Below are 12,268 nucleotides of genomic sequence, written 5' to 3'. Positions count from 1 at the left end.
GTTTACATTGATAATTGATGGTGTCCGTTCGTGAGTTTTACGGTGTGGGTCGCGGTGCTCGGTGCGGTGTTGCTGACCCTGGCGCTAACCGCCTCGTACTTGCGCTGGATGCCGGTGACGACGTCCGCCGTGTGTCTGCTGCTGGGCGTCGCCATCGGCCCGAGCGGCCTGAACCTTTTGAAACTGTCGCTGGAAAACGCCTCGCTGTGGATGGAGCACCTGACCGAAGTGGCGGTGCTGTTTTCCCTGTTCGTCTGCGGCCTGAAGTTGCGTTTACCGCTGACGGATAAACGCTGGCGCATCGCGTTTGGCTTGGCCGGCCCGGTGATGGTGCTGACGATTGCCGGGGTCTGCCTGCTGCTGCACTGGGGCCTTCAGTTGCCATGGGGACCGTCGTTGCTGATCGGCGCGATTCTGGCGCCGACCGACCCGGTGCTCGCAGCGCTGGTGCAGGTCAACGATGCGCGGGATGTCGACGGTGTGCGCTTTGGCCTGTCCGGCGAGGCGGGTCTGAATGACGGCATCGCCTTCCCGTTCGTGATTCTCGGCCTGTTGCTGATTCACAGCGACAACGTCGCCGGCGAGTGGCAAGGCTGGCTGTTGCGCAGTGTGCTGTGGGCGGTGCCGGCGGGTCTGTTGACCGGTTACTGGATGGGCCGCGGTATCGGTCGCGTCACGGTGTTGCTGCGTATCCACAATGAAGACAGCACTCTCAGCCCCAATGACTACCTCGCGCTGGCGCTGATCGCCCTGGCTTACGTGGTTGCCGAAGCGATTGGCGGTTATGGCTTTCTTTCGGTATTCGCCGCCGGCCTCGGCTTGCGCCAGGTCGAAGTGAAGTCCACCGGCGTCAGCCAGCCGCCCGCCGAGCATCTGGTGCAACCGGTGGTCGGCCATCAGAACGTCGAACCGCAACACGCGGTGCGTGGCGACACCGATGAGCTGAAGAGCAGCCAATTGGCCGCCGGCATCATGATGGGCGACATGCTCGCGTTCGGCGGGCTGGTCGAACGGGCCATGGAAGTGTTTCTGGTGACCCTGCTCGGCGTGGTGCTGTTGGCGCACTGGGACTGGCGGGCCCTGTTGGTCGGCGGTGTGCTGTTCTGCCTGATTCGCCCGGCCTGCGTCGCGCTGATGCCATGGGGCACGCTGCTCAAGGGCCGCCAGCGGCTGTTGATCGGCTGGTTCGGCATCCGCGGGATCGGCAGCCTGTTCTACCTGTTCTTCGCGTTGAATCACGGCCTGACCAACAACGTCGCCACGCTGTGTACCGACCTGACCTTGTCGGTGGTGGCGCTGAGCATCCTCGTGCACGGCATCAGCACCCAGCCAATCCTCGCGGGATATGAACAGTACAAGAAACAAAAAAGCTGATTTTTTTCGTGGCGCTTTAACGGTTAATTGATCGAAGTTTTTTCTGCAAAAAAATGGATCCCCGCTTCGTTGCCAGCGGTCACAACCATAACCGTCGCTGAGTGCATCAAGCGGCGGCCCGGCAGGTTCGATTCCCCTGCGGCGCGACGCCTATGAAACGGAATCCTGAAGAAAAAGGTTACGGTCATGAAAGAACGTTCGACTCCTGCGCAAATCAAGGCTTGCAGAGCATTGGCTCTGGAACGCAACCGTCAATTGTTCAACAACGCCCACACCCTCAATCGCGCGGCCAACGCGATGCTGGAGGTGGAGAATCTGGATATGGAGCAGTTCGAGCATTACCGGGCCTTGCGCAAGAAAGCCGACTTGCTGTTTGAGGATGCGATTGATCATCTGTGCGTGTTGAATGAGGATTTTCCGCCGATTCCTCAGGCTTCGCAGCATTCTCAAGCGGTTGAGCGTGAGCTTGAAGTGGCGAGTTAAGTCTGAAAGCCCCTCACCCTAGCCCTCTCCCAGAGGGAGAGGGAACTGACCGCAGTGGATTTGAGAGTTACGTCGTCCTGCGATATCCAGTCGTACACTTCACTGAAGAACACTGGAGATTTGCTCCCTTTCCCCCTCGCCCCCTTGGGGGAGAGGGCTGGGGTGAGGGGGTTCGATCTAAAAGTCCACCACTAAATACAGCCGAACCAAGAGCCCAAACTCTTCGGTACCGCTGCCTTCACCCCCCCGGATTCGTCACCTGGATAAACACCGCATACCCCCCCAGCAATATCCAGAACGTCGCAAAGATCCACGGCGTACGCAACGAAAACAACAGCGACTTGCGATAACCCTTGTGGCTCGACTCGACTTCGCTGAACAGCGGCGATTCGTCGTACGCCAGCCCCATCACCGGTTCAGCCTCCAATAACTGGCTCTGCTTGAAGTGCCAGTGATCGATGATGTCGTACGCGGCGCGAATCCCCGGCCAGGCGTTCAGCGAGCTGAGCACGCCGAGCAGCGCCAGAAACGGCGGCACCACCAGGGTGAACAGCTTGCCCCACTCCGGGTTGAGGTTGGCCATGCACGAGGCAAAAGCGATCACCAGAAACGACTGCGCCGCCAGATAGGCGTCGGTGCGGTTGGCGAGGATGCTGGTTTCGTATTGGATTTCGCGCCGATAGAAATCCAGACGCTCCTTGGGCGAGCCGAACATCTTGGCGTTGTGTTCGGTCAGCGCCTCTTCTTCAGCCGTGGGATGGGTCAATATGCGAGACAAAACAAACACGCTCCGAGGTGGTTAAAAACCTTTCGAAACCCTCGGTGACGGACAAGTTCAGGCGAACTGACCAGTGCCTCACTTCATCGATTGCGCAATGATCGCCACCAGTCCCATCTGCGTGAATGGCTTGGGCAAGCGCGGCAGTTCGGCGGCGAAGCCTTCCAGGCGTTCGGCGTAACCGGTGGCGAGGATGATCGGCAGGTCTGGTTTGAGCATACGCACCGCGTGCGCCAGTTGCGCGCCGCTCATTTTCGGCATGGCCATGTCGGTGATCATGAGGTCGATGACTTCGCCCTGATCGAACAGGCGCAACGCTTGTTCACCGGAAGCGGCACCGAGGACGCGATGACCGAGGTCCTCGAGCAGCAGGCTGGTGCTGGTCATTACCAGCGAGTCGTCATCGACCACCAGCACGCTGAGGCGTGGCACCGAAACCGGCGCGGTCGAGGAAAACTGTGGCTTGCTGGCGACGACCTCGAGCGCCACCGGAATCCACAGTTCAGCCGTGGTGCCCTGACCCTGTTCGCTTTTGAGAATGAAACGGCCACCCAGTTGTTCAATAAAACCGTGGACCATCGACAAGCCCAGCCCGGTGCCCTTGCCCAGCCCCTTGGTGGTGAAAAACGGGTCGCGGGCCGACGCCAGCGTTGGCGCATCCATGCCCTCCCCGGTGTCGGTCAGACTGAGGCACACGTAACGCCCGGCCGGCAACTGCGAATCACCCAGCTCCAGCACCACTTGCGGCTGTGCGGTGATGGTCACCGTGCCGCCGTCGGGCATGGCGTCGCGGGCATTGGTCGCCAGATTGAGCAAGGCCAGTTCGAGCTGATTGTTGTCGGCCAGCACTGGCTGCAGATCGTCGGGAAAACGCGTCTCGATGCGGATGCCCGGCCCCAGCGAGCTGCGCAGCAAACCGGTGATGCCCTGCACCAACTGGGCGATGTCGACCGATTCGGTCTTCAGTTCCTGGCGGCGCGCGAACGCTAGCATGCGCTGGGTCAGCGACACACCGCGCAAGGCACCCTGGGTGGCGTTTTCCAGCAGACGGCTGATTTTCGGGTCGGCGCCCATGCGCTTTTGCACGATCTCCAGATTGCCGAGGATCACCGTCAGCAGGTTATTGAAATCATGGGCAATGCCGCCGCTGAGTTGACCGAGGGCCTGCATCTTCTGCGCCTGAAACAGCGCTTCACGGGTTTTTTCCAGCGCTTGGCGGGACTGATGGGCCTCGGTGATATCACGGGTAATCTTGGCGAAACCGAGCAGGATGCCGGTATCGCCGCGAATCGCATCGACCACCACATGCGCCAGAAATCGCGTGCCGTCCTTACGCATGCGCCAGCTCTTGTTCTCGAAACGGCCCTCGCGGGTGGCGATTTCCAGCGACCGTTGCGGCTCGCCGAGTTCGCGGTCTTCGGGGGTGTAGAAGATCGAGAAATGCTGACCGATGATTTCTTCCGGCAGATAGCCCTTGATCCGCTGCGCGCCCTGGTTCCAGTTACTGACCCGGCCCTCGGGGCTGAGCATGTAGATGGCGTAATCGGTAACGCCCTGTACCAGTAGGCGGAACTGCTGTTCACTTTGCTTGAGGGTTTCCTCGGCCATCTTGCGGTCGGTGAGGTCACGGGTGATCTTGGCGAAACCGAGCAAGCGGCCATCCGGGTCGATGATCGGGTCGATCACCACGTGCGACCAGAAATTGGTGCCGTCCTTGCGCACCCGCCAGCCCTCGCCTTCGAAGCGACCTTCGTTGATCGCGGTATTCAATGCGCGTTGCGGCAAACCGGCGGCGCGGTCTTCAGCGGTGTAGAAGCGCGAAAAATGTTCGCCGAGAATTTCCGCTTCTTCATAGCCCTTGAAGCGCTTGGCCCCGGAGTTCCAGCTGGTGATGATGCCGTCCGGGTCGATCATGTAGATCGCGTAATCGATCACCGAATCGATCAGCAGGCGAAAACGCATGTTCTCGATCACAGCGTCTTTAGTGTTTTCGCTCATCATGCTCACCGGCCGTTGTCATGAGCGAAATTATGCGGCAATTAGCCGATTTGGGAAGCCGTGGTTTCATGATTGATCGCCCACCAACGCGGCAATAGTTGCTTGATCCGGCTTTCGGCAAAGCGGTCATCGATCAACATGACCACCCCGCGGTCCTCGCGTGTACGTATGACCCGGCCAGCGGCCTGCACGACTTTTTGCAGGCCGGGGTACAAATAGGTGTAGTCATAACCGGCACCAAAAATCGCCGCCATGCGCCGTTTCAGCTGTTCATTGATCGGGTTGAGCTGGGCCAGCCCGAGTGTGGCGATGAACGCGCCGATCAAGCGCGCACCGGGCAGATCGATGCCCTCGCCGAACGCACCGCCGAGCACGGCGAAGCCGATGCCCTGGCTGTCTGCGGTGAATTGGTCGAGAAACGCCTGCCGCGCGCCTTCGACCATGCCCCGCGACTGTTGCCAAAGAGTGATCTGCGGATAACGCTCGGCCATCAGCGCCGCGACTTGTTGCAGATAGTCGAAGCTGCTGAAGAACGCCAGATAGTTGCCCGGGCGCTCACTGAACTGGCGCGCGATCAGTTCGACGATCGGTTCCAGCGACGCCTGGCGATGGTTGAACCGGGTGGAGATGCGGCTGATGATCTGCACATCCAGCTGTTCGGCGTGGAACGGTGATTCGACGTCAATCCACACGGTAGTGGCCGGTGTGCCGAGCAGATCGGCGTAATAATTACGCGGGCTGAGCGTGGCGGAAAACAGCACACTGCTGCGCGCCGCCGTCAGCCGTGGGCCGATGAACGCCGCCGGCACCACGTTGCGCAGGCACAGCTGCGACAGCGGTTTTTTGCGCTCGAGGTCGCGTTTGCTGATATCGAACAGGTAATGCGCGTCGTACAGCTCGGCCACACGAGCAAATTGCAGCAGGTCGAAATAGAAGTTCTGCAAACCGCTGTCGAGGCCTTGCGGGTGTTCGTTGAGGTAGTCGCCGATGGCGGCACAACACAGCGAGATCGCCTGCAGAAGTTTTTCCGGCGCCTTGTCATACGCCTGATACGCCAGAATTTGCGGCGCATGCAGCGCGTTCCACTCGCGGTTCAGGCGTTGCAGGCTGTTCTTCAGCGGTGCGGGGGCAGTTTTGCGCACGGTACCCAGCACGAACTGATCAAGGCTGGCGCTGTACATCTGCCGGCCGCGCTCGACGAGGTTATGCGCTTCGTCGGCGAGCACCGCGACCTTCCATTGGTTGAGTTGGGCGAGGCCGAACAGCAGCGCGCTGAAGTCGAAGTAATAGTTGTAGTCGGCGACCACCACGTCGGCCCAGCGCGCCATTTCCTGGCTCAGGTAATACGGACACAGCGCATGTTGCGCGGCGACCTCGCGCATCGCTGCCTGATCAAGCAAACGAATCCGACTGGCCGCCTCGCGCGCGGCGGGCAGGCGATCGTAAAAGCCTTGGGCCAGCGGGCAGGAGTCGCCATGGCAGGCTTTGTCCGGGTGTTCGCAGGCCTTGTCGCGAGCGACCATTTCCAAAACCCGCAAGGGCAACGTCGGCGACTGTTTGAACAACACCTGGCTGGCGTCCAGCGCCAGTTTGCGTCCCGGCGTCTTGGCGGTGAGGAAGAACACCTTGTCCAGTTGCTGCGGCGCCAGCGCCTTGAGCATCGGGAACAGCGTGCCGAGGGTCTTGCCGATGCCGGTCGGCGCCTGCGCCATCAGGCAGCGACCGGTGCTGACCGCTTTGAACACCGATTCGGCCAGATGCCGTTGGCCGGGGCGGAAATCCGCGTGGGGAAACGCCAGTTGCTGCGCCGCCAGGTTACGCGCGTCGCGATGGGCCATTTCCTGCTCGGCCCATAGCAGGAACAACGCGCATTGCTGCTCGAAGAAGCCTTTGAGTGTTTCAGCGCTGAACGACTCGACCAGACAGGTTTCCTTCTCACTGACGATGTCGAAGTACACCAGCGCCAGATTGATTTGCTGCAAGTCGAGTTTGCAGCACATCAACCAGCCATAGATCTTCGCCTGCGCCCAATGCAACTGGCGGTGGTTGGCCGGCTGCTTGTTCAGATCGCCGCGATAGGTTTTGACTTCTTCCAGGCAGTTGGCCGTCGGATCGTAGCCGTCCGCCCTGCCCTTGACCTTCAACTGGCGGAACTCGCCTTCGAGCGCCACCTCGCTCTGGTAATGCTCGCTGCGCCGCGAAGCCACGGTGCGATGCCCGGCGATGCCTTCCAGCGCTGTGGGTGACGGGGTGAACCGCAGGTCGAGGTCACCGCTCTTGGCGGTGAATTCGCACAACGCGCGCACGGCGATGCTGTAGCTCAAACGCTCTGCTCCGCCCATTGCACGTAACACACGGCTACCGGCATCTGGTGTTCGTGGCAAAACTCCAGCCAACGCAACTGGTTGTCCTGCAAGCGATCGCCGGGGCCTTTGACTTCGATCATTCGGTAGGTCTTGCGCTGCGGCCAGAACTGGATCAGATCGGGCATGCCGGCGCGGTTGGCTTTGATGTCGAGCAGCAAGCGGTTGAACCAGTGTTTCAGATGTTCGGCGGGCAGGCAGGCCAACGCCTGCTCCAGCAATTGCTCATTCAATGCGCCCCAGAACACGAACGGCGACTGAATGCCCCACTTGGCAACGAAGCGTTCGCGGATGGTTGCAGCGTAGCGGCCGTCGTCGAGCTCGCTCAGGCACGCCTGAAACAGCTCGGTGCGGCGCTGCTGAAAGTCTTCGTTGAGCAAATCCACCGGCCCACGCTGGAACGGGTGAAAGAATGCGCCGGGCAAAGGCGCGAAAATCGCCGGCCAGCACAGCAGCCCGAACAGCGAATTGATCAGGCTGTTTTCCACGTAATGCACCGGGCCTTCGTCGTCGTGCAGATGCGCCTGCACGTAATACTCGACGGACAACGTCGGATCGACTCTCGGTAAATGCAGATCCAGACGCTCGACCGCTCTCGCCGCTGCGCGTTTGAGCGGCGGCCCACCGAGTTTGCGCCGCAAGCGCGGCACGATCCGCTGCAAACCCTGTTGCTCGGCGGCGCTTTCCGGGGCCTGCTGCGCGAGGGTGGCCAGCTCCAGTCCCAGCGGATATTCGCCACTGCGCTCCAGCACGCGGATCATGCGCAAACGTGCGCCTGGGTAGGCGCAATCGCGGTAAATACTCAGAGCCAGGGCGAATTCGCTGATGCGCTCGCAATACTGGCCGATCTGAAACAACACCTTGCCGCGCCGCCGTTGCAGCCATGGGTTGTCGAAGTGCAGCGCGGTTACCTGAGCGACGATGTCCTCAAGCGGCTCTCCGGCTTCGAAGCGCAATTGACACTGGTGCAGGAACAGGCAGGCATCAACGTCGTCACGGCTGCGCAGACCGCGCGAGTCGGCGCAGAACTCGACTTTTTCGTAGGTAAAAATGCCGAGGTCGGCGAGGACGAATTCCGACCAGTCCTGGTACAGATTGCCGAAGAACATCAGGCGCAAGCGGTCGCACAGGTCCATGAGGGTCAGGCTGAACAGACGGTCGCCCAGTTGCGGCGCCCAGGCGCGCAGACTGCGCGGTTCGCTGAACTGTTCGGCCAGCTGCGGTAACCAGTCATCCTTGCGCCCCTTGGGCTGCTCGATTACGGCGCCGAACGCTTGCAACAGCTCGGCCTTGAGCAGCACATCGAACAACTCGGCGAGCGTCAGCGGCGCGTGTTCCTCGATCCAGCCGTGGGCCAGCAATGGCTGAGCCGCTTCAGCGATGTCGCCGATTTCCGGGTAATTGAGTTTGCCCGCGCGAAAATGCACGCCCTTGCGCATGACCATCCGCACCAGCAAGCCCTGTGCGGGGCGCGGCAATGACTTGAAGTCGCGAATAAAGGCATGCTCACGATCGCTCATCACGTCGGCATAACGAAATTCAAGCCAATCAAGCACTTGACGGAAGTTGTTAAGGTAATAGAACGGGTCGTCGAGAGGGTTGGCAGTCACGGAATTCAGGGCCATGGCGAAGCGGATACTGGTTATGCGTACAGATATCAGCTCTGCACAGCCCGGCGCAAACGGAAAATGATCAATGGCATTTTTTTACCGGGCCCATCGAACTTTTCCGGTGCGGATGGCACCAACCGCGTTAGAAGCCGACAATGCTCGGCAGCACATGAATGAGGCACACGAGGTGGGTATGAAATTCAAGACACTGGGCATTCCTTTGGCCATCGCTGCAGCCCTGGCCCTGGGCGGTTGCTCGACCGCAACCGTCGTGACTTTGCAGAACGGCACCCAGTATCTGACCAAGGACATGCCGAAGACCAAAACCGACGATGGCTTCTATGAGTTCGAAGACATCTCCGGGGCGAAAGTGAAGGTTCGTGCAGACGAAGTCGCCACCGTTCGCGAAGAAGACTGAAGGGCTGCAAGCGGAGCTGCCGCATGAGGCAGCTCCGACGGCGCAATTACCGGGGCTGGCTCATGCCCGGAATGCTGTTGTCGCAACTGACATGGGTGCCGCCACGCCGGGCGAGTTCCTCCTGCAGGCGCCGGCAACGCGCCAGGTCCTGCTGCTCCATGCGATCGATGATCGGATTGCCGGTGGTTTGCGAGACCACCCCGTCGCCCAGGCGAAACGTTACGTAGGGTTGTTCGGGCTGGATCTGAAAACGGCTTTTTGCTTCGACAGGTTCAATGACCTCGACGTCTGCCGCGCTCGGCAATTGCTCGGTGGTTACGCCGTAACGGCTGAGAATCGAACTGTGAGGCAGATCGGCCCAGGCATTGGCCGATCCCAGCGCCACTGTGACAATACCGATATACCCCTTGAAACCTTTCACGTTTGAAACTCCTTGTGAATGTGATGATGCGCTCCTCAGTGGGAGCGAGCCTGCTCGCGAAGTGGACGGCCAAGCCAGCGATAACCTTGAGTAGAACGAGTGAACCGGTACTGGCTTTAGGCCGCATTTCTGATGATGCAGGGTTTTGAGTCAAGGAATGGCTGTGGAGTCACTTTTGAGACCGGGTTGTCGGCCATCGCCAGCAGGCTGGCTCCCACAAGGGATTTGCATTCACCGCGAAACCAATGTGGCAGCCAGCCTGCTGGCGATGGAGCTGCAACTGTCGCCGCAACACCCGGAAATGAGTAACATGTCCGGCCTCCCCGCAGCCCACGTTCTGCGCCTTGCCGAATAAGCCGATTCCATGCCCTTCGAACTCAGCGTTGACCTCACCACCCTGGCCATTCTGGCCGCTGTTGCCTTCCTTGCCGGTTTCATCGATGCCATCGCTGGCGGCGGCGGTTTGCTCACCACGCCCGCCCTGCTCACCGCGGGCCTACCGCCGCATCTGGTGCTGGGCACCAACAAACTGAGTTCGACCTTCGGTTCGGCGACCGCCAGTTTCACCTTCTATAAGCGCAAACTGTTCCATCCGCGCCAATGGACCCACGCGATCGTCGGCACGCTGGTCGGCGCGCTGACCGGTGCCGTCGTCGCGCATTACCTGCCCGCCGAGTGGCTGAACAAAATGCTGCCGGTGATCGTCTTTGCCTGCGGGCTCTATCTGTTGTTTGGGGGCACGCCGAAAGCGCCGCTGGACAGCAACGCGCCGATCAAGAAGAAATGGCAATCGACCCAAGGCTTCAGCCTCGGTTTCTATGATGGCGTGGCCGGCCCCGGCACCGGTGCCTTCTGGACCGTGAGCAGCCTGCTGCTGTACCCGATCGATCTGGTCAAGGCCAGCGGCGTGGCGCGCAGCATGAACTTCGTCAGCAACATTGCGGCGCTGTCGGTGTTCATCTTTTCCGGTCAGGTCGACTGGATCATCGGCCTGTGCATGGGCCTGTCGGTCATGGTCGGCGCATTCTTTGGCGCGCGTACCGCGATCAGCGGCGGCGCCAAGTTCATTCGCCCGGTGTTCATTACCGTGGTGCTGGGCTTGACCGTACGTCTAGCCTGGCAGCACTGGTTCAGCGTGCCCTAAGCGCCGCGCGACGTAGACGTCGATCAGGTAACGGGCAATCGATTTCGACGCCGGCAGCGGCGGCAAATCGTGCACGTTGAACCACTGGGCGTCTTCGATCTCGTCTTCCTGACAGACAATCTCGCCGCCGGCGTACTCGGCATGGAAGCCGAGCATCATCGAATGCGGGAACGGCCAGCACTGGCTGCCCATGTACTGGATATTTTTCACTTCGATCTGCACTTCTTCGCGCACTTCGCGAATCAGGCATTCCTCGGCCGACTCGCCCGGCTCGGCGAACCCGGCCAGGGTGCTGTAGACGCCGGTGACGAAACGCGGTGAACGTGCCAGCAGAACTTCATCGCCCCGCGTGATCAGCACGATCATGCTCGGCGAGATCCGCGGGTAACTGCGCAGGTCGCAGGGCTGGCAATACATCGCCCGCTCGCGCGGCACCTGCGTCATCGGCTGGCCGCAATTGCCGCAGAATCGATGCTCGCGGGCCCAGGTGCCGATCTGCGCGGCGTAACCGAGGACTTTGTAGATTGTGTGGTCACCTTCGAGCATGAACGCGCGCAGGCCTTTCCAGCTGCAACCCGGCACCTCGCTGGCACTGCGCAACTCGAGCAGATACACCGGCTCGCCATCGAGATGGCCAATGCCATGCTCGGCGAGGATCGACAGGTCCTGGCGCTTGAGCCATTCGCGGGGAAACAGCGCGCCGTTGTCATCGAACAGAAAGCCTTCCGGGCTGCGTGCCACGGCCATGCCGCCGGGTTGATCGGTGTCGAGTACTGCAGTGGTCCAGCGAGCTGTCATGGTTTCTCAGTCCAGAAATTCGGGTTTCTGTTTGCTCATATGGGCGGCCATGGCTACGCGCAAATCAGTGGATTGCAGCATGGCGGCGTTCCAGGTGGCAACGTATTCGAGGCCGTCGTCGATGCGATGGTCACGCATGTAGCTGATCATTTCCTTGGTGCCGGTGACCGCGATCGGCGATTTCGCGGCAATCTCGCGAGCGATGTCGAACACGCCTTCGAGCAGTGCGTCCTTGTCGCCGTAAACGCGATTGACCAGTCCGATGTTGCGCGCCTCGTCAGCACCAAAGGTGCGGCCGGTGTAAGCCAGTTCACGCAGCATGCCGTCACCGATGATCCGTGGCAACCGTTGCAAAGTGCCAACATCGGCGGCCATGCCGATATCGATTTCCTTGATCGAGAATTGCGCGTCCTCGGCGGCGTAGCGCATGTCGCAGGCAGAAATCAGGTCGATCGCACCGCCCAGGCAATAGCCCTGAACTGCGGCCAGTACCGGTTTGCGGCAATTGTCGACGGCATTGAAAGACGCTTGCAGGGCGAGAATCTTGCGCCGCAGCAGCCGCGCATTGCGCCCGACGTCCTTGCCCAGTTCATTGGCAACACCGGCCAGCATCATCAGGTCGATGCCCGAGGAAAAATGTTTGCCGTTGCCACTGAGCACCACCACGCGCACTTCGTCGGTGTCATCGACCCACTGGAAAATCTCGATGATCTCGCTCCAGAACGCAGCGTTCATCGCGTTGATCTTTTCCGGGCGATTGATCTGCACATGGGCGATGTTATCGGCCAGTTCGACGCTGAAAGCGGAGTATTGAGACATGGCAGTGATCCTTTACCGGGCGGGAAATGAGGCCCGAACTATAACAAGGCATCACGGCGGCG

At 60.6% G+C, this 12,268-nt stretch carries 12 protein-coding genes; 4 read left to right on the top strand and 8 right to left on the bottom strand.

Annotated elements, in window-relative coordinates:
• Window positions 1-30 precede the first annotated feature (30 nt).
• A complete protein-coding gene (locus J3P93_RS13305) occupies window positions 31-1,374 on the top strand; it encodes a cation:proton antiporter (protein ID WP_434598084.1) in 1,344 nt (447 codons plus the stop codon).
• 23 nt (window positions 1,375-1,397) lie between these two features.
• Here J3P93_RS13305 and J3P93_RS13300 read toward each other — a convergent pair whose 3' ends face one another.
• Window positions 1,398-1,562: a hypothetical protein gene (locus J3P93_RS13300; RefSeq protein WP_203418149.1), complete on the bottom strand. Its 165-nt coding sequence runs from the start codon at window positions 1,560-1,562 to the stop codon at window positions 1,398-1,400.
• Between J3P93_RS13300 and J3P93_RS13295 the strand changes: the two genes are divergently transcribed.
• Window positions 1,561-1,857 (top strand): hypothetical protein, encoded by a 297-nt coding sequence (locus J3P93_RS13295; protein WP_434598082.1) that lies wholly within the window; start codon window positions 1,561-1,563, stop codon window positions 1,855-1,857. The two genes, J3P93_RS13300 and J3P93_RS13295, sit on opposite strands and share 2 nt — an antisense overlap.
• Before the next feature lie 238 nt (window positions 1,858-2,095).
• Here the strand turns inward: J3P93_RS13295 and J3P93_RS13290 are convergent, their stop codons facing one another.
• From J3P93_RS13290 to J3P93_RS13275, 4 genes are all read right to left on the bottom strand, one after another.
• Window positions 2,096-2,635: a hypothetical protein gene (locus tag J3P93_RS13290; protein ID WP_203418150.1), complete on the bottom strand. Its 540-nt coding sequence runs from the start codon at window positions 2,633-2,635 to the stop codon at window positions 2,096-2,098.
• A gap of 78 nt (window positions 2,636-2,713) precedes the next feature.
• Window positions 2,714-4,633, bottom strand: coding sequence for a PAS domain S-box protein (locus J3P93_RS13285; RefSeq protein WP_434598080.1), 1,920 nt, complete (start codon window positions 4,631-4,633; stop codon window positions 2,714-2,716).
• A gap of 41 nt (window positions 4,634-4,674) precedes the next feature.
• Window positions 4,675-6,957, bottom strand: a complete 2,283-nt coding sequence (locus J3P93_RS13280; RefSeq protein WP_434598078.1) for an ATP-dependent DNA helicase — start codon at window positions 6,955-6,957, stop codon at window positions 4,675-4,677.
• Complete coding sequence (locus tag J3P93_RS13275) at window positions 6,954-8,621, bottom strand: VRR-NUC domain-containing protein (protein WP_434598076.1); 1,668 nt, start codon at window positions 8,619-8,621, stop codon at window positions 6,954-6,956. Before J3P93_RS13275 ends, J3P93_RS13280 begins: the two co-directional genes overlap by 4 nt.
• Window positions 8,622-8,799: 178 nt before the next feature.
• On the opposite strand from J3P93_RS13275, the gene J3P93_RS13270 reads away from it, so the two are divergent.
• Entirely contained in the window at window positions 8,800-9,024 is a 225-nt protein-coding gene (locus J3P93_RS13270; RefSeq protein ID WP_090283590.1) for a YgdI/YgdR family lipoprotein, read from the top strand.
• 46 nt (window positions 9,025-9,070) lie between these two features.
• Here the strand turns inward: J3P93_RS13270 and J3P93_RS13265 are convergent, their stop codons facing one another.
• Window positions 9,071-9,445 (bottom strand): hypothetical protein, encoded by a 375-nt coding sequence (locus J3P93_RS13265; protein WP_434598073.1) that lies wholly within the window; start codon window positions 9,443-9,445, stop codon window positions 9,071-9,073.
• Between the two features lie 364 nt (window positions 9,446-9,809).
• Between J3P93_RS13265 and J3P93_RS13260 the strand changes: the two genes are divergently transcribed.
• Window positions 9,810-10,589: a TSUP family transporter gene (locus J3P93_RS13260; protein WP_434598071.1), complete on the top strand. Its 780-nt coding sequence runs from the start codon at window positions 9,810-9,812 to the stop codon at window positions 10,587-10,589.
• On the opposite strand, the gene nudC is transcribed toward J3P93_RS13260, so the two are convergent.
• Together nudC and J3P93_RS13250 are read right to left on the bottom strand one after the other, a co-directional pair.
• Window positions 10,557-11,387, bottom strand: coding sequence for an NAD(+) diphosphatase (nudC, locus tag J3P93_RS13255; RefSeq protein WP_434598069.1), 831 nt, complete (start codon window positions 11,385-11,387; stop codon window positions 10,557-10,559). The two genes, J3P93_RS13260 and nudC, sit on opposite strands and share 33 nt — an antisense overlap.
• 6 nt (window positions 11,388-11,393) lie before the next feature.
• Window positions 11,394-12,206 carry a crotonase/enoyl-CoA hydratase family protein gene (locus J3P93_RS13250; protein ID WP_434598067.1) on the bottom strand — a complete coding sequence of 271 codons (813 nt, stop codon included), beginning with the start codon at window positions 12,204-12,206 and terminating at the stop codon, window positions 11,394-11,396.
• Window positions 12,207-12,268: the final 62 nt, after the last annotated feature.

It is taken from the genome of Pseudomonas sp. R3-57, assembly GCF_051132065.1.
Lineage (GTDB): Bacteria > Pseudomonadota > Gammaproteobacteria > Pseudomonadales > Pseudomonadaceae > Aquipseudomonas.
The sequence above is the reverse complement of the archived record's forward strand: the minus strand, read 5'-3'. Positions and strand labels throughout refer to the sequence as shown.

Coding starts and splice junctions, on each gene's coding strand:
- nudC (WP_434598069.1), bottom strand. CDS start 11,387: ATGACAGCTCGCTGGACCACTGCAGTACTCGACACCGATCAACCCGGC.
- J3P93_RS13275 (WP_434598076.1), bottom strand. CDS start 8,621: ATGGCCCTGAATTCCGTGACTGCCAACCCTCTCGACGACCCGTTCTAT.
- J3P93_RS13260 (WP_434598071.1), top strand. CDS start 9,810: ATGCCCTTCGAACTCAGCGTTGACCTCACCACCCTGGCCATTCTGGCC.
- J3P93_RS13295 (WP_434598082.1), top strand. CDS start 1,561: ATGAAAGAACGTTCGACTCCTGCGCAAATCAAGGCTTGCAGAGCATTG.
- J3P93_RS13270 (WP_090283590.1), top strand. CDS start 8,800: ATGAAATTCAAGACACTGGGCATTCCTTTGGCCATCGCTGCAGCCCTG.
- J3P93_RS13250 (WP_434598067.1), bottom strand. CDS start 12,206: ATGTCTCAATACTCCGCTTTCAGCGTCGAACTGGCCGATAACATCGCC.
- J3P93_RS13285 (WP_434598080.1), bottom strand. CDS start 4,633: ATGAGCGAAAACACTAAAGACGCTGTGATCGAGAACATGCGTTTTCGC.
- J3P93_RS13300 (WP_203418149.1), bottom strand. CDS start 1,562: ATGACCGTAACCTTTTTCTTCAGGATTCCGTTTCATAGGCGTCGCGCC.